Annotated in this window: 20 protein-coding genes; 17 read left to right on the plus strand and 3 right to left on the minus strand. The window is 36.4% G+C overall.

The genetic code is table 11. The features are described from left to right. From ACZDYH_RS05570 to ACZDYH_RS05615, 10 genes are all read left to right on the plus strand, one after another. Positions 1-1308, plus strand: coding sequence for a molybdopterin molybdotransferase MoeA (locus tag ACZDYH_RS05570; protein WP_434712526.1), 1308 nt, complete (start codon positions 1-3; stop codon positions 1306-1308). After that, on the plus strand, positions 1289-1753 hold the full coding sequence (moaE, locus tag ACZDYH_RS05575; RefSeq protein ID WP_000531881.1) for a molybdopterin synthase catalytic subunit MoaE: 465 nt from the start codon (positions 1289-1291) through the stop codon (positions 1751-1753). Before ACZDYH_RS05570 ends, moaE begins: the two co-directional genes overlap by 20 nt. A 4-nt stretch (positions 1754-1757) precedes the next feature. After that, entirely contained in the window at positions 1758-1994 is a 237-nt protein-coding gene (gene moaD / locus ACZDYH_RS05580; RefSeq protein ID WP_000628500.1) for a molybdopterin converting factor subunit 1, read from the plus strand. Positions 1995-2066: 72 nt separating this feature from the next. Beyond that, entirely contained in the window at positions 2067-3116 is a 1050-nt protein-coding gene (locus ACZDYH_RS05585; protein WP_000957508.1) for a P-loop NTPase, read from the plus strand. A 15-nt stretch (positions 3117-3131) separates the two neighbouring features. Next, the gene (locus ACZDYH_RS05590; RefSeq protein ID WP_000752375.1) at positions 3132-3356 is read left to right on the plus strand and encodes a hypothetical protein; all 225 of its coding nucleotides are present in this window, start codon (positions 3132-3134) and stop codon (positions 3354-3356) included. Between the two features lie 42 nt (positions 3357-3398). Further along, a complete protein-coding gene (locus tag ACZDYH_RS05595; RefSeq protein WP_044306928.1) occupies positions 3399-3797 on the plus strand; it encodes a hypothetical protein in 399 nt (132 codons plus the stop codon). Positions 3798-3979: 182 nt separating this feature from the next. Beyond that, positions 3980-4228, plus strand: coding sequence for a DUF1294 domain-containing protein (locus tag ACZDYH_RS05600; RefSeq protein WP_000871349.1), 249 nt, complete (start codon positions 3980-3982; stop codon positions 4226-4228). Between the two features lie 92 nt (positions 4229-4320). Beyond that, complete coding sequence (gene rarD / locus ACZDYH_RS05605) at positions 4321-5262, plus strand: EamA family transporter RarD (protein WP_000535541.1); 942 nt, start codon at positions 4321-4323, stop codon at positions 5260-5262. 79 nt (positions 5263-5341) lie between these two features. Then, positions 5342-5767, plus strand: a complete 426-nt coding sequence (locus tag ACZDYH_RS05610; protein ID WP_000447822.1) for a divergent PAP2 family protein — start codon at positions 5342-5344, stop codon at positions 5765-5767. Between the two features lie 99 nt (positions 5768-5866). Continuing rightward, entirely contained in the window at positions 5867-7720 is a 1854-nt protein-coding gene (locus tag ACZDYH_RS05615; RefSeq protein ID WP_434712522.1) for a terpene cyclase/mutase family protein, read from the plus strand. A gap of 73 nt (positions 7721-7793) precedes the next feature. On the opposite strand, the gene ACZDYH_RS05620 is transcribed toward ACZDYH_RS05615, so the two are convergent. Continuing rightward, a complete protein-coding gene (locus tag ACZDYH_RS05620) occupies positions 7794-7943 on the minus strand; it encodes a YfhD family protein (protein WP_001035815.1) in 150 nt (49 codons plus the stop codon). 132 nt (positions 7944-8075) lie between these two features. Between ACZDYH_RS05620 and fabG the strand changes: the two genes are divergently transcribed. Next, complete coding sequence (gene fabG / locus ACZDYH_RS05625; protein WP_000395038.1) at positions 8076-8816, plus strand: 3-oxoacyl-ACP reductase FabG; 741 nt, start codon at positions 8076-8078, stop codon at positions 8814-8816. A gap of 50 nt (positions 8817-8866) precedes the next feature. On the opposite strand, the gene dhaS is transcribed toward fabG, so the two are convergent. After that, entirely contained in the window at positions 8867-10351 is a 1485-nt protein-coding gene (dhaS, locus tag ACZDYH_RS05630; protein ID WP_000080274.1) for an aldehyde dehydrogenase DhaS, read from the minus strand. A gap of 273 nt (positions 10352-10624) precedes the next feature. Between dhaS and ACZDYH_RS05635 the strand changes: the two genes are divergently transcribed. The 6 genes from ACZDYH_RS05635 to ACZDYH_RS05660 all read left to right on the plus strand — a co-directional run bounded on the left by ACZDYH_RS05635 (position 10625) and on the right by ACZDYH_RS05660 (position 17134). After that, complete coding sequence (locus ACZDYH_RS05635; protein ID WP_000656239.1) at positions 10625-10903, plus strand: YhdT family protein; 279 nt, start codon at positions 10625-10627, stop codon at positions 10901-10903. 3 nt (positions 10904-10906) lie between these two features. Continuing rightward, on the plus strand, positions 10907-12340 hold the full coding sequence (panF, locus tag ACZDYH_RS05640; protein WP_001104812.1) for a sodium/pantothenate symporter: 1434 nt from the start codon (positions 10907-10909) through the stop codon (positions 12338-12340). 124 nt (positions 12341-12464) lie between these two features. Then, on the plus strand, positions 12465-13397 hold the full coding sequence (locus ACZDYH_RS05645; RefSeq protein WP_000756457.1) for a nucleoside hydrolase: 933 nt from the start codon (positions 12465-12467) through the stop codon (positions 13395-13397). 117 nt (positions 13398-13514) lie between these two features. Continuing rightward, entirely contained in the window at positions 13515-14624 is a 1110-nt protein-coding gene (locus ACZDYH_RS05650) for a serine hydrolase (protein ID WP_000751366.1), read from the plus strand. 101 nt (positions 14625-14725) lie between these two features. Next, positions 14726-16234, plus strand: a complete 1509-nt coding sequence (argH, locus tag ACZDYH_RS05655) for an argininosuccinate lyase (protein ID WP_434712517.1) — start codon at positions 14726-14728, stop codon at positions 16232-16234. 66 nt (positions 16235-16300) lie between these two features. Continuing rightward, positions 16301-17134 (plus strand): GNAT family N-acetyltransferase, encoded by an 834-nt coding sequence (locus ACZDYH_RS05660; RefSeq protein WP_000615373.1) that lies wholly within the window; start codon positions 16301-16303, stop codon positions 17132-17134. Between the two features lie 35 nt (positions 17135-17169). On the opposite strand, the gene ACZDYH_RS05665 is transcribed toward ACZDYH_RS05660, so the two are convergent. Further along, the gene (locus ACZDYH_RS05665; protein WP_102956668.1) at positions 17170-17919 is read right to left on the minus strand and encodes a (S)-benzoin forming benzil reductase; all 750 of its coding nucleotides are present in this window, start codon (positions 17917-17919) and stop codon (positions 17170-17172) included. Positions 17920-17947: the final 28 nt, after the last annotated feature.

Consider the following 17947-nt stretch of genomic DNA (forward strand, 5'->3'; position numbering starts at 1 on the left):
ATGGAAAGAAGAGTGCCAATTACGGTTGAAGAAGCTGTTCGTAAAGTGATGGGATTTGCTGATAAAGGCTTAAAGGAGCTATTACCAATTGAATTAGCTTATGGACGTATATTAGCGGAGGATTTAGTAGCTGACCATGATGTACCGTCATTTAATCGTTCGCCGTATGACGGATTTGCTATTCGAGCAGAAGATACTAATTTAGCAAGTTATAAAACGCCAATTGTATTTGAAGTAGTGGGTGAAATTGGTGCAGGATCGCTATTCCATGAGAAAGTAGGTCCGTTTCAAGCAGTTCGAATTATGACGGGAGCACAAATTCCGAATGAGTGTGATGCGGTTGTTATGTTAGAGCTGACTCGTCAATATGAGAAGAATGGCAACAATTATATGGAAGTGAAGCGATCATTCAAAACGGGCGACAATATTTCTTTTCAAGGTGAAGATGCTCGTAAAGGAACGGTTCTTGCAAAGAAAGGATCGTACATTAATCCAGGTATTTCAGCTCTTCTTGCTACATTCGGTTATAGTGAAGTGCCAGTTGCGAGAAAGCCTGTAATTGGACTGTTAGCGACTGGGAGTGAATTGCTTGATGTCGATGATTCATTACAGCCAGGGAAAATCCGAAACAGTAATACGTATATGATATTGTCTCAAATTCGAAGAGCGGGCGGCAGAGTAAAATATTTTGGGAAGTTTAGTGATGATTTTAATACGTGTTTTACAGCTGTGAAAGAAGCGCTTGGCCAAGTAGATATGTTAATTACAACGGGCGGTGTATCAGTAGGAGATTATGATTATTTACCAGCTATTTACGAAAAGTTAGGTGCATCTGTTCTTTTTAATAAAGTTGCAATGCGACCAGGAAGTGTTACGACTGTAGCACAATTAAATGGCAAGTTATTATTTGGTTTATCAGGGAATCCATCAGCTTGTTACGTAGGGTTTGAATTATTCGTAAGACCGTGTATTCGGACGTATATGTTTAGTGAAAAAGTACATTTAAAAAGAGAAAAAGCGTTATTAGGAGAAGATTTTCTAAAACCGAATCCATTTACAAGATTTGTACGAGCAAAATTGCAATATGATGAGGGGAAATTAATCGCTTATCCATCAGGGTTTGATAAATCTAGCTCAGTTTCTTCATTGGCAGAATCCAACGCGTTTATCGTATTGCCGGGCGGGACAAGAGGATATAAAAAAGATATGTTTGTCGATGTTCTTTTATTAGAAGATAACGAAGGTAGTGAATGGCCTTGGACATTTCATAAAGTGAGAGGTGGTTTTAATGGGACAAGTGCTATTTGAGATTGTAGATAAACCGATTTTAGTTGAAGAAGTAACGAATAAAGTCGCAAGAAGGGAAGCAGGTGCGATTACAACATTTATTGGTACGGTGAGAGAATTAACAAAAGGAAAACGAACGCTACATTTAGAGTATGAAGCATATAAACCGATGGCAGTAAAACAACTTATGAGAATTGGTGAAGAAATTAGTGAAAGATGGCTGGATGCAAAAGTAGCAATTACGCACCGTGTAGGGCGGCTAGAAATAATGGATATTGCGGTAGTCATTGCAGTTTCATCACCGCATCGTAAAGTAGCTTATGAAGCGAATGAGTACGCGATTGAACGTATAAAACGAATCGTTCCAATTTGGAAAAAAGAATTTTGGGAAGATGGAACGATGTGGGTTGGAGATCAACTTGAAAACACACCTTATCCAGAAGGAAAACCAAAGAAGGAAGAATGAGAAAATGATTACAATTTTACTGTTTGCAAATTTGCGTGAGGAAGTTGGATCGGATCGATTAGTAATTTCAGAAAAGCAAGAAATGACAGTGCAGCAATTAAAAGAATGGCTCAAAGCCAGCTATTGTTTACAATCGCTGGATAAAGTGATGGTGGCTGTTAATGAAGAGTTTGTAATGAATGAAGAGATGATAAAAGCCGGAGATATAGTCGCATTAATCCCACCCGTTAGCGGGGGATAATAAGCTTTTTCACCAGATGAAGTGCCAAGAAAATGTTGTATATAAATTAGAATAAGAGAAGGGATGAGTTCTATGCTTACTCAAGAACAAATAATGAATGCATTAAAACATGTAGAGGATCCAGAGTTACACAAAAGTGTTGTAGAATTAAATATGGTTAGAAATATACAAATGAACGGAACAGAGGTTAAACTTGAAGTAGTACTAACAATCCAAGGTTGTCCGTTAAAAGCAAAAATTCAACAAGATATTGAAGAATCGCTTCACGCAATTGGTGCCTCTAAAGTGGAGGTAACATTTGGTTCTATGACACAAGAAGAACGTGCAGCTTTAACAGAGAAGTTAAAGCGAAATACTAGAACAGAAACTGGTATGCCGAGCATGCTTCGCCCGGATTCAGGAGTACGTTTTATTACTGTAACGAGCGGAAAAGGCGGAGTTGGAAAATCAACGGTGACAATTAATCTTGCAACTGCACTAGCTCGTATGGGCAAAAAAGTGGGGATATTAGATGCAGATATATATGGTTTTAGTATTCCGGCTATGATGGAAACGAATAAGAAACCAACGATGATTGATCAAACGGCAATTCCAGTCATTAGTCACGGTGTTAAAATCATGTCGATGGGATTCTTTACAGAAGGAAATAACCCAGTGATGTGGCGCGGACCGATGCTAAATAAATGGATTCAAAATTTCCTTGCGAATACGCACTGGGGAGAATTAGATTATTTATTACTTGATTTACCACCAGGTACAGGAGATGTTGCGATTGATGTTGCAGCGATGATTCCGCAAGCGAAAGAAATAATTGTTACAACTCCGCACAATATAGCTTCATTCGTTGCTTCAAGAGTTGGTGTAATGGCAAAACATACGAAGCATGAGATTTTAGGTATTGTGGAAAATATGGCTTATTATGAAGAACAAGATGGATCGAAAAATTATCTCTTCGGAAAAGGCGGCGGCGAAATGCTTGCAGAACAATTGCAAACAGAAGTAATTGCCAAAATACCTTTTGCGAAACGTGAAGAAAATAATGGTTCATCTGTATATGATGAAGATTCTCTTGTTGGAGAAGTGTTTACATCGTTAGCTGAGGATATTATTTATAGAGGATAGAGGGGGAAGTTTAGTATGGCATGTAACATTGATCATTCTATTGAAGATGTGATGAATAAGCTTGAAAGTCAAAAGAATTTTTTACCTGAAGGGATCTTTAAAGAGTTAAAGAGTTTTTTGCAAGGTATTCATTCGCAGAAATTATTAAATGATGTTTTTCACCTCCTAAAAAAGTATGATTTAGTCAGTGAGGAAGAACGAGAGACGAGAAACGCACAATTGTTGTACATTTTGAATTAAGTACTCTTTGGCTTTAGAATTTTTTCAGAAGGGGTGAATGTGATGGATATGAAAAAGATGATTGAAACGATAGAAGTAACTAGAGTGACTGACGAGGAATTATCGATTTCGAATTTACATCCAAAGCTTGTGAAGTTGTATAGTCAAAAAGATAGTGCAGAGTACACGAAGCTATTAAAATATATTTTATCATTATCCGTACAGCTGAAGCTGAATCTTGTATTGAAATATTTTGGTGTACGTCCGATTATTGCTGCAGACGAGCGTATGCAATTTCAAGAGATATTTAAATGCTTAGCTAAGAAAGATGAGAATGGGGAATGGTTTCTAAATTTGGTTTCTTTATATGTAGGGCTAATTGTAGTTCTTCATTTTGAGGAGAAAGTGATTGAGAGCAGTTTTTTTGATGATATGGTAGTGGGTGAATGTAATGAAATATAAGATTCTGCTCATAACATTTTTCTATTTAAATGCTTTAATTGCGATTTTAGTTGGTTTTGTAAATATGAAGGTAACTAATTAAGAAAAAGGAATGAACCTAGTTTGATAAAAAGAGTTCTTCAGTTGTTTCCGGTGTTTTTTCGTGTTACCATTAAGCGAATTTTTCATAAGGAGAGAAAGCGATGAAATGGATTTATTTTCTTATTATTAACGTTATAGCTTTTAGCCTTATGGGGCTTGATAAACGAAAAGCAAAGAAGAAACAGTGGAGAACGCCAGAAAGTACGCTGTTTTTATCAGCGGCAGCTGGGGGAGCAGTTGGAGCTTGGATCGGTATGTATATGTTTCATCATAAAACTCATAAAAAGAAATTTGTTTTCGGCATACCGTTACTTGTTGTAATAACGGTATGTTTATTATTCGTTGTATGAGAAATGTCGAAAGAAATGCAGATTGATTATTGGTAAAGTGAGCATGTGAGACCGTATAATGGAGAAAAAATGAGAAGAGGAGAAAAAGGAAGATGGGGAGTCAATCAGCAGAGCAAAAAAAAGGGATACTATATGCGGCTGGTGCTTATACGATGTGGGGAATTCTACCGATTTATTGGAAATGGGTTGAGGAAGTTCCAGCAGATGAAATATTAGCACACCGCATCGTTTGGGCATTTGTTTTTATGTTACTTGTATTAGGTGTTACGAAGAGGTTTCGCCAGTTTATTGGGGAATTTGTGAATCTTTTTAAACGACCTAAATTATTAATGTCATTAACAATAGCTTCAGTCTTGATTAGCGGAAACTGGTTTGTTTACATATGGGCCGTTAATCATAATCATGTTATTGAAGCGAGTCTTGGCTATTATATTAATCCGCTTATTAGTATTTTACTTGGTACAGTCGTTTTAAAGGAAAAGTTAAACTTTTGGCAATATGTTGCAGTTGGTTTAGCAGGAGTAGGGGTTGTCATTTTAACAGTACGTTTCGGATCTATTCCGTGGGTTTCTCTTTCACTTGCCTTTTCATTTGGATTATACGGATTAACGAAAAAACTGTTAAACTATGATGCCACAATTGGACTTACGATGGAAACGATGTTAGTGACGCCGTTTGCAATCATTTATCTTGTTATGACAGGAGCACATGGTTTCGGCTCATTTGGATCTATTTCAATGTTATCAACGTTACTTTTAATAGGAGCAGGTATTGTAACGGCATTACCACTATTTTATTTTGCAAAAGGAGCACAACTTATTCCGCTTTATATGGTGGGATTTTTACAATATATTGCGCCAACAATTAGCTTAATTTTAGGTGTATTTGTATTTGGTGAACATTTCACATCTACACATATGATTGCATTTTTCTGTATATGGGTTGCTTTATTTGTATTCTCGGTAGCGAAGACAAAGTTTTTAGTGCAGAAACAACCGAAATTTATAAAAAATAAATCAGCAAAAGTATCATAATGCGTAGTATTTTCTACGCATTTTTCTTTATACTGATACTATATAGGATTTCCATCATAGCTAGTAGGGAGCTGAGAACGTGGAAACAATTTTACATAATGATCCGCTTATGGCCGCTGTAATTTCATGGTTTTTAGCACAATTAACGAAAGTAGTCTTTAAATTAGTCAAAACGGGTGAATTTGATTTTGCAAAGTTTTTCGCTTCAGGTGGGATGCCGAGTTCTCATGCTTCAACTGTTACAGCACTTGCTACAGGAGTTGGGGTAGTAGAAGGTGTGGAAAGCTCGATGTTTGCGGTTGCTACTATTTTTGCCATTATTGTTATGTATGATGCTTCAGGAGTAAGGCTTGCAGTAAGTAAACAAGCAAAAATATTGAATGAGTTTTTTCACGGTAGACAAACAGAATATAAGAAGTTAAATGAACTTGTTGGGCATACACCGTATGAAGTAGTAGTTGGTGCTTTATTAGGGATTATTGTCGGAGTAGGATATTGTTTATGAGCGGAACATTTTATATGTTCTGCTTTTCTTTGTTTTTATACATATTCAGCTACCTTTTTGAATATCGTTATACGGATTTCGAAAGGGTGGGTGAGTAACTTGTTATTATATGAAAAAGTGCATGAAGAAATAGCGAGAAGAACAACTGCACTTCAAACAATGCAACGGCAAGATGGTACGTGGCAGTTTTGTTTTGAAGGAGCGCCACTAACAGATTGTCATATGATTTTTTTATTAAAATTATTAGGTAGAGATAAAGAGATAGAACCGTTTGTAAAAAGATTAGCATCACTTCAAACAAATGAAGGAACATGGAAATTGTATGAAGATGAAATGGGTGGTAATTTATCTGCTACAATTCAATCTTATGCTGCCTTACTTGCATCGGAAAAATATACAAAAGAAGATGCGAATATGAAGCGAGCGGAAATGTTTATAAATGAGCGCGGTGGGGTAGCGCGTGCTCATTTTATGACGAAGTTTTTATTAGCGATTCATGGAGAATATGAATATCCTTCTCTCTTTCATTTGCCAACACCAATTATGTTTCTGCAGAATGATTCCCCTCTCAGTATTTTTGAACTGAGTAGCTCAGCACGTATTCATTTAATTCCGATGATGTTGTGTTTAAATAAAAGATTTCGAGTAGGGAAAAAGTTATTGCCAAATTTAAATCATATTGCAGGCGGGGGCGGAGAATGGTTTCGGGAGGATCGGTCTCCAGTTTTTCAAACGTTAGTAAGTGACGTGAAGAAAATTATAACGTATCCACTTTCTTTGCATCATAAAGGATATGAGGAAGTAGAACGTTTTATGAAAGAGCGTATTGATGAAAATGGAACATTATATAGTTACGCAACTGCCTCGTTTTATATGATTTATGCTTTACTTGCATTAGGACATTCTATTCACTCACCAATTATTCAAAAAGCTATAACGGGAATCACATCTTATATATGGAAGATGGAGAGAGGGAGCCATTTGCAAAACTCTCCATCAACTATATGGGATACAGCTTTACTCAGTTATGCTTTGCAAGAAGCTCAAGTTCCGAAAGCAAGTAAAGTGATTCAAAATGCATCAGCGTATTTACTAAGAAAACAGCAAACAAAGAAAGTAGATTGGAGTGTACATGCACCGGATCTCTTCCCAGGTGGTTGGGGCTTTTCGGATGTGAATACGACGATTCCAGATATTGATGATACAACTGCTGCGTTAAGAGCATTGGCGCGAAGTAGAGGGAACGAAAATGTAGACACTGCTTGGAAGCGAGCGGTTAATTGGGTTAAAGGATTGCAAAATAATGATGGTGGTTGGGGGGCTTTTGAAAAAGGGGTAACGAGCCGTATATTAGCAAATTTACCAATCGAAAATGCAAGTGATATGATTACAGATCCTTCTACACCAGATATTACAGGAAGAGTATTAGAATTTTTCGGAACGTATACGCAAAATGAATTGCCCGAGAAACAAAAACAAAGTGCGATAAATTGGTTAATGAATGTACAAGAGGAAAATGGATCGTGGTATGGGAAATGGGGAATTTGTTATATATATGGTACGTGGGCAGTGTTGACTGGTTTACGGTCACTAGGAATACCATCTAGCGATCCATCAGTGAAACGAGCAGCTTTATGGCTTGAACATATACAGCATGAAGATGGTGGCTGGGGAGAATCTTGCCAAAGTAGTGTGGAAAAAAGATTTGTTACTTTGCCATTTAGTACACCATCCCAAACAGCATGGGCGTTAGATGCCCTCATTTCTTACTATGATAAAGAAACACCAGTTATTCGAAAAGGTATTTCATATTTGCTCTCCAACTCTTATATAAATGAAAAATATCCTACTGGAACAGGTTTACCAGGTGGGTTTTATATTCGTTATCATAGTTATGCTCATATATATCCGTTGCTTACTTTGGCTCATTATGCAAAAAAATATAGAAAATAAACCGAGAGATGTCTCTCGGTTTATTTTGTTGGGTAGTAGGTCCCTTTTGAAAAGAATAAGGTTGTGATGTACCTTATTTTTCGGTTGATTGGCGCTTTTGACGTGCATCAGCGGCATTTGCACGTGCGTTTGCTTCTAAGTCATTGTGGTCAGCGAGTTCGCGAGAGAACTCAACATCAATGCCATCCGTTGCTTTGCTTTGTTTGAAATTCTTTTTGTTCATTCGACACAATCTCCTTGCGTTTATGCGACGTTGCAAAGTTAGTTTGACACAAATAGACTTTTTTATACAAAGAGGAATTGGAAAGCAAGGAGCCGAAATATACAGTATAAGTAATAGAAATGGGGGATAGGAATGGAGTTTTTAAATGGGAAAACAGCTGTTGTAACAGGAGCTGCACAGGGAATTGGAAAAGAGATTGCAAGGGTTTATGCAAAACTAGGGGCGAAAGTATTAATTAGCGATGTAAATGAAGAGAATCTACAAAAAACGACACGTGAGTTATCAGATGAAGGATATGAAGTGTGCTCATATCGATGTGATGTGAGTAATCAAAATGAAGCAAAGTCGTTAATTGAATATGCGGTTCAAAAATTTGGTACGTTACATATTTTGGTGAATAATGCTGGAATTACAAGAGACGCAATGTTACATAAAATGGAGAAGTCTGCCTGGGAACAAGTATTACAAGTGAATTTAACTGGAGTTTTTTATTGTATGCAACCCGCGCTTCTTTACATGAGACAACAAGGGTATGGACGCATTATTAATATATCTTCAATTAGTAGAGAAGGAAACATAGGTCAAGCAAATTATGCGGCTACAAAGGCAGGAGTTGTAGGATTAACGAAAACAGCAGCGAAAGAAGTTGGAAGTTTCGGTATTACTTGTAATGCGATTTGTCCGGGGTTTATGGATACAGATATGACCAAAACGATACCAGATAAAGTGAAAGAAAAGATGGTTGGCGCTATTCCAGTTGGTAGAATTGGAACGCCAGAAGATATTGCGAACGCAGCAGCCTTTTTAGCATCAGAATACGCATCTTATATTACAGGTGAAGTATTAAATGTGAGCGGAGGACTGCAAGTTTAAAGGAATACATAATGAAAAGAACCTGACCAGGTAGGTCAGGTTCTTTCTCATTAATTTAAGTTAAGCCAAACGCTCTTTACTTCTGTATAGTTATTTAATGCGTAAGATCCCATTTCACGGCCAAGACCAGATTGTTTAAATCCTCCAAATGGAGATGCTGCATCAAAGACGTTATAACAGTTTACCCATACTGTACCTGCACGTACTTTACTTGCAACATAGTGTGCTGTTTTAACATTTTCTGTCCACACACCAGCCGCTAAGCCGAATTGTGATTTATTTGCACGTTCAATTACTTCGTCAATATCGTTAAACGGTATTGCAGAAATAACTGGACCGAAAATTTCTTCTTTTGCGATCGTCATTTCATCATTTACGTCAGCGAATACTGTAGGAGAAACGAAGTAGCCTTGATCGAATGGATTACTTCCTCCGCAAAGTACTTCAGCGCCTTCTTCAATCCCTTTTTCAATGTAGCCCATTACACGTTTTTGTTGTTCTTCGGAAACGAGAGGGCCAATTGTTGTTTCAGGGTTAAGACCGACACCTTGATTTAGTTTTTTAGAATAGAGGACGAGATCAGCCATGACATTATCATACATTTTCTTCGGAACAAATAAGCGTGATCCAGCAGAGCATACTTGTCCTTGGTTAAACATAACACCAGAAAGTGCACCAGGAATCGCGCGAGATAAATCAGCATCTGGCAATATGATATTTGGTGATTTACCGCCTAATTCAAGTGTAACGCGTTTTAATGTTTCGGATGCTTGTCGCATAATTTGTTTACCGACAGGAGTAGAACCGGTAAATGCAATTTTGTCAACGAGTGGATGATTAACGAGAGCTTGTCCAGCCGATTCACCGAATCCAGGTACGATATTAATAACACCTTTCGGGAATCCAGCTTCTTCAATTAATTCAGCTAAGTATAGAGCAGATAGTGGAGTTTGTTCTGCAGGTTTTAAAACGATTGTACATCCTGTAGCAAGCGCTGCTCCCATTTTCCACATTGCCATAAGAAGCGGGAAGTTCCAAGGGATAATTTGACCAACGACACCAACAGCTTCATGGCGTGTATAGTTAAAGTAATCACCGGAAACAGGAATTGTTTGACCAACGATTTTCGTAGCCCAACCAGCGTAATAGCGCATATGCTCAATTGCAAGTGGTATGTCTGCTGCCATTGTTTCACGGATTGGCTTTCCGTTATCTAATGTTTCGAGCTGTGCAAGCTCTTCTTTATGTTCATCCATTAAATCAGCTAACTTGTACATGAGACGGCTTCGCTCAGCAGTGCTCATACGAGACCAAGGACCTTCGTCAAAAGCCATACGAGCTGCGACTACAGCTTTATGAATATCTTCGCGACCAGCTTCAGAAACGACGGCAAGTGTTTCACCAGTTGCTGGGTTAGGTGTTTTAAATGTTTTTCCGGAAGCGCTTTCAATGAAAGATCCATTCACATATAACTTTTTTGTACCTTGAAGAAACTTTTCTACCTTTTCATGAAGATTTACAGCTAGTTGACTCATTGTATAACCCCCTTGAAAATATAATGTAAACGCAGTACGAGACGGCGTTTATTCCGAAATCAAGGATGTGGAAACTAGATGGAAAGCCTCTAATTAAAATCATAATTAAGAAATACTGAAAATTCAAATTTCATTTGTGTTACAATTGTAAAAAATATGTAATGTAAGAGAAGCTTCTATATGATTATAAAAAATCCTGCTTGTTTTTGCTTTCTAGTAGGAAAAACTAGAAGAACAATGGTACAATAATACATCGTGAGAGGAGGGGGAAAAATGAAAGATTATCATGATGATCCACGCTTTCGAATAGCCCATAGAGAAGCGTTAATTGGTCTTGGACTTGCTATTATTAATTTTATAATATGGTACGGATTTGCTTATGGGCTTGGTAGTAAAAATCCGAATGAATATACATATGTATTAGGTTTTCCCGCATGGTTTTTTTATAGCTGTATCGTTGGATTTATCGTTATGGTTATTTTACTTAGTTTAGTTGTTCGTTTTGTATTTCAAGATATTTCACTCGATGAGGAAGAAAAAAGTGAGGAATAATAGATGAATTGGTATGTAATCATTCCAATGATAATTTCGTTTATCGTTGTATTTTTAATTGGTGTATATGCTTCAAAACGTGTGCAAGCAACTGCTCATAATAAATTTTTACAAGAATATTTTCTTGGTGGGCGTGAGCTAGGCGGTTTATTATTAGCGATGACAATGATTGCTACGTACGGTAGTGCAAGTAGCTTTATTGGTGGCCCTGGTATTGCTTACAATATGGGGCTTGGATGGGTACTGTTATCTGCGATTCAAGTTGTAACAGGCTATATCGTTTTAACGGTTATCGGTAAAAAGTTTGCAATTATCGCTAGGAAGATGGAAGCAATTACTCTTATCGATTATTTAAAAGGGAGATACAATAATAAAGCAGTTGTTATACTTTCTGCGTTATGTATTATTATCTTTTTATTTTCAGCGACAGTAGCCCAGTGGGTCGGCGGGGGACGATTAATCGAGTCACTAACGGGTCTATCGTATACAACAGCACTATTTTTATTTACTTTTTCTGTACTTGTGTACGTATTAATTGGTGGATTTCGTGCAGTTGCTCTATCAGATACATTATTAGGAATCATTATGTTAGTTGGAACGACAATCATTTTAATTGCTACTGTCATTGCTGGTGGTGGAATTGAAAAGATTATGCAGGAACTTGTTCAAATTAATCCAAAGTTAATTACACCATTCGGAGCAGATGGCAGTTTAACGAAATCATATGTTACATCATTTTGGATTTTAATTGGAATTGGCGTTGTCGGCTTACCGCAAATTAGCGTGCGTGCCATGTCTTATAAAAATTCAAAAGCGATGCATCAAGCTTTAATAATTGGAACCGTTGTCGTTGGCACAATTATGATCGGTATGCATTTAACTGGTGTATTTGCAAGAGTAGTACTTCCAGGTATAACGGTACCAGATAAAGTAATGCCGCTACTTGCGATGGAAGTGTTACCTCCTTGGTTAGCTGGAGTTTTCTTAGCTGCACCGATGGCAGCGATTATGTCTACAGTAAACTCTTTATTATTACTTGTAAGCTCGTCAATTATTAAAGATATATACGTAAATTACATAAATAAAGATGCAGCAGACAGTACGATAAAAAAAGGAAGTTTATGGATTACTGGTATTGTAGGACTACTCGTTTATGCAGCGGCGATTAAACCCCCAGATTTTTTAATATGGCTAAATTTATTTTCTTTCGGTGGATTAGAAGCAGCATTCATTTGGCCAATCGTATTAGGGTTATATTGGAGGAAAGGAAATGCTACAGGAGCGCTTGCGTCTATTTTAGTTGGGGTAGGCTCATATATGTGTATTCATCTTTTCTATCCAAATCCGTTCGGTATACATACAGTTGTCTTCCCAATTTGTTTTGCGTTTATCGCTTATGTTATTGGAAGTATGAGTGCTGTAAAAAAAACAGTATAGGTTAGCTGAAAAAACGTAGTCCTTAGAAGACTGCGTTTTTTCATATGAATTTGTTCTTTTTTTATTCTGTATATCCACGGTTATTCATAAATTAATAACAACTGAGGGGATGGAGTTGAGGTCGATGAAAAAAGTGTTATTTTTAGGAGACCCAGGAATTGATGACTCTTTAGCAATTATGTATGGATTGTTGCATCCTGATATTGATATTGTTGGTGTAGTAACGGGATATGGAAATGTAACACAAGAAAAGGCGACAAGTAATGCCGCATATTTATTGCAAATGGCAGGACGGGAAGATATACCTGTTATTAATGGTGCGAAAATTCCTTTATCCGGAGATATTACGACGTATTATCCAGAAATTCATGGGACAGACGGTTTAGGGCCAATTAAACCTCCAAAAACTTTTTCACCAAATATAAAGCCTTTTTGTACATTTTTTGATCTTCTTGAAAAATATAAAGGAGAATTAATAATAGTCGATGCTGGTAGATCAACAACATTAGCGACAGCATTTATTTTAGAAAAGCCGATGATGAAGTATGTGAAAGAATATTATATAATGGGCGGTGCTTTCTTAATGCCTGGCAATGTAACACCAGTCGCAGAGGCGAATTTTCATGGTGATCCCATTGCGTCACAATTAGTTATGCAAAATGCCAAAAATGTGACATTAGTGCCACTTAACGTTACATCTGAAGCAATTATTACACCGGAAATGGTAAAATATATTACGAAACACTCTAAAACGAGTTTTAATAAGTTAATCGAGCCGATATTTACGTATTATTATAAAGCATATAAAAAGTTAAACCCGAAAATAACAGGTAGTCCAGTACATGACGTCGTTACAATGATGGTTGCGGCAAATCCATCCATTTTAGATTATGTATATCGTCGTGTCGATGTAGATACAGTTGGAATTGCAAAAGGAGAGAGTATTGCTGATTTTCGGCCTCAACCTGATGCAAAAGCATTAAAAAATTGGGTGCGAATTGGTTGGTCGTTACATTATAAAAAGTTTCTTGAGGATTTTGTGAAATTTATGACGTAGACATAATAGGAGCATACAAGTTAAAATAATGGAGATGGTTATTTAAATGACCATCTCCATTATTTTGTTTTTAAATGATAAATAGAGAAGAGTTACACAATAGGAGAGGAATTTTACTTGAAAAAAACTATAGTATGCGCAGTAATTGTGGGTATTTTTGTTTTGCTAATATCGGGTAACTTTTTAGTGAAAAAAGTGTGGAGTTCAAATAATGATGATGCACAGTATATTGCATCTTTTATTGAAGAACATAAAGATGAAAAAAATAGTGCGCTTCTAGTAAAGAGAAATGATAAAGTTGTTTATTCTGTAAACCCAAATGTTGTATTGCCAGTTGCTAGTACGATGAAATTAATTGTGGCGCTTGAATATACGAAACAAGTTACTGAAGGGAAAATTGATTCTTCTAGTTTCGTGTCGATTAATGATGTGAATCGCTATTATGTGCCGAATACAGATGGTGGTGCACAAGATAGATGGCAAAAGTATTTGGAGAAGACGGGCAAGATAACTGAAGGAGCGGTTTCTTTAGAAGAAGTGGCAAAAGGAATGGTTAAGTTTAGTTCGAATGCAAATGCTGAATACTTAATGGAATTGTTAGGATTAGATAACATCAATCGAAATTTACAAAGTTTATCACTTCCTGCACATCAACCACTATTTCCAATCGTTTCATCTTTGTATATCCCGGGATATTTGCATAAAGAATTACATGTTCCAAAATATAAAATAGAGAAAAAGTTAAAAGAAATGTCTCAAGAGCAATATCGTGAATATGCGATGATTATTCATGAACGCTTAAAGAAGAAGGGACCATTATTACAGAAGGAAATTCCGCTTTATTTAGAGGAACGTTACGACAAAATTTGGTCAGATAGATTACCAGCAGCTTCTGCAAATGATTATATGGTATTACTTCAAAAGGCAAACCATAAAGGTGGCTTGACAGAGGCTGAAGAAAAAGTGTGGGCAAATATCGTTGAAACAGACATGAGTGCCAAGAAATACCGTAAAACATTCAGACATGCGGGGCAAAAGAATGGTTACACACCATGGACGGTTACAAAAGCAGTTTACGCTATGGATAAACGTGGAAACTGTACGGAGATTGTGTTTTTGGCGAATAATTTAAATGAAGACGATAGTGCAGAAATACGGAAACATTTAGCAAACTTACATTTCCAAGTGTTGCAAAGTGATAAGTATGATGCGACTTTTATTAAATAAACTCGGTGCAGAGAGCACCGAGTTTATTTTTATGTACAAGCACTTTTTTTCTATCTCTGGGTATGATGGGTAGTAATACTTAGGTGAGGGGGGAAAAGGTGATGAAACAAAGTAAAGAAGAGTTTATAAAGAGTGAAGGCGCTGATTTCCCTGGGAAAACATATGTGGATTGTGTATTACAACATGTATTTCATTTTCAAAGAAATTACTTATTGAAAGATATGTTTCAAGTGCATAAAGCACATATTACGATGCTGACGGAAGAAAATTTAATGAAAAAGGAAGAAGCTAAAGTTATATTACACGCATTAAAAAAGGTAGAGGGAATTCCAGAAGAGCAATTGCTCTATACAGAGCAGCATGAAGATCTCTTTTTTTTAGTCGAACATTTAATTTCTCAAGAAGCGAAATGCGATTTTGTAAGTAATATGCATATTGGTAGAAGTAGAAATGATATGGGTGTAACGATGTATCGCATGAGTTTAAGGCGGTATATATTACGATTAATGGAACGTTATTTGCTATTGCAAGAAAGTGTACTGCAACTTGCTGATGATCATAAGGAAACGATCATGCCAGCTTATACACATACACAACCGGCACAGCCAACAACATTTGGTCATTATACGTTAGCAATTTATGATACGATGCAAAGAGATTTAGAACGAATGAAAAAAACGTACCAGCTTTTAAATCAGTCTCCAATGGGGGCAGCTGCACTCTCTACAACAAGTTTCCCGATTAAACGAGAACGAGTTGCTCATCTACTTGGATTTACAAATGTAATTGAGAACTCATATGATGCTGTTGCTGGAGCGGATTATTTATTAGAAGTTAGCTCGCTACTTATGGTAATGATGACGAATACGAGTAGATGGATTCATGACTTTTTGTTGTTAGCAACGAAAGAATATGACGGTATTACTGTTGCAAAGCCATATGTACAAATCAGTAGTATTATGCCGCAAAAACGAAATCCGGTTTCAATTGAACACGCTCGTGCAATTACGAGTAGTGCTTTAGGAGAAGCATTTACAGTATTTCAAATGATTCATAATACACCATTTGGTGATATTGTCGATACGGAAGATGACTTGCAGCCATATTTATATAAAGGGATTGAAAAGGCGATTCGTGTTTTTTGTATGATGAATGCAGTGATCCTAACGATGAAAGTAGAAGAAGAAACGTTAAAAAGTCGTTCCTATAAACATGCAATAACGATAACGGATTTCGCTGATGTTTTAACGAAAAATTATGAAATTCCATTTCGGCATGCTCATCATGCAGCAAGTGCTATTGCAAATATGTCATTGGAGCAGAAAAAAGAACTACATGAATTACACTTCAAAGATGTAAATATGTATTTGCAAGAACATTTTAAAATAAATTTATTAGAAAAAGAGTGGAAAGAAATTATATCGCCAGAAGCTTTTATTCAAAAAAGAAATGTATACGGTGGACCGAGTAAAAAAGAAATGAAGCGTATGATTAAAAATCGAAAAGAGTCCTTTCGAAAAGAAGAAGATGTATTTGAAAAGGAAAAACAGAGGATTTTACAAGCTGAAAAGGCCTTGAATACATTAGCTTTGAATATTATTGAATCGTAAAAGAGGGATTTAATGAATTAATCGCCAATACTTAATTAAAATATAAATAGAGAGAAGAGATTGTCGATGATTCAATTACATGTATATGAAGAGATTTTTCATTTTAAAGAAGATGTTACACCATTTCTAGAAAAGAATGAGCAGGAAAACAATCTCATATTAGGTGTATTACAAATGGTTCAAGAACCGATATTTATGGGGATAGCGAAACAAGGAGAAGACATTGCGGTTGTATTTCTGCAAACAGAAGAGAAGAAACAAATCATTGTTGCAACTTCTGAAATTTCGGGAGTAGCTATTGAGGAACTTGCAAAAGAGTTAACGAAAGTATATCCGGATATTCCTGGATTGATCGGTAATAAGAAAATTGTACAGAAATTAGCGGAAGAGATTGCGGTATTAGAAAATAAGAAAATGAATGTTGCAATGGAGCAAGGTGTGTATGAGTTGAACAGAGTAAAGAAGAAGTGTAATGCGAATGGACTTTTTCGAGCGGTAAATAATGATGAATTACCATTAATAGAACAGTGGATATATCAATTTTGTGAAGATGTAAAGCTTCCTACTACGAAAGAAGAAGCAAAACAAACTGCATATACATTAATAACTACAAATCGACTGTTTGGTTTGGAAGTGGATGGGAAACTCGTTTCTGTAGCTGCAAAAACGAGACCAACTAAAAATAATATAACAGTTAATTTTGTATATACGCCGAAAGAAGCAAGGAAAAAGGGATACGCATCTAAGTGTGTAGCGGCACTTAGTCAACGTATGTTAGATGAAGGGTACAAGACGACTACGTTATATACTGATTTAGCGAATCCGACATCGAATAAAATTTATCAAGAAATTGGTTATGAGCAAATTGCGGAGTCTGTGCTTATATTTTTAGAGAAGTAGAACAAAAAGGCGTGCTATTTTAGCACGCCTTTTTGTTATTCATCGATTCTAATAACCTCGCCTTGAGGGAAGTCCTTAGTTTCTAGTAAGTTACGAATAGCTTTCGCAACATATTCAGGTGATAATAGTTTTCCTTCTTCTTTTAATGCAATGAAGCGGTCCAAATTTATGAAATCTTCTTTATTTGTTTCGCGAATTTGTGATTGCATATTTGTATCAACAACGCCAGGTGCAAAAGCGACGATTTTTACTGGATATTCTTTTTCCACTTCTTCAGTTGCTACGCACTGTGTAAACATATTTACACCAGCTTTCGTTGTACAATAAGCGCCCCAGCCAAAGTAAGGATTTTTTCCTGCGCCAGATGAAATGTTAATAACGCGTTTATCTGCTTTCCAGTCTTTCGTATGTTTCATAAACGTAGATGTAAGAATCATAGGTGCAAGTAAATTAATGTGAACGTTCGTAATGAATTGTTCGCTTTCTGCTTTTTCAATTGGTTTCATAGGTGCAACTGTACCCGCATTATTAATTAAATGAATAGAGGATACATTGTCTTTTTTAATAGATGAAATGATCTCTTTAAAGTTAGTTTCTAAGTTATGTACATCTTGAAGATCTAGGGAATGAAAAATGCAATTGCTGTTATATTGCTCTGCAAGTTTTGTAAGCTCTTTATTTTCTCTTCTAGAAATAGAGATGACAGTTGTATTTTTTTCTAATAATTGCGTAGCGATTGCCTCACCTAAACCTTGTGAAGTTCCTGTTATGATAACGTAGCGCATAGTTTTATAAACCCCTCTCATATGTGCG

This window comes from Bacillus sp. EB V-12 (assembly GCF_056158125.1).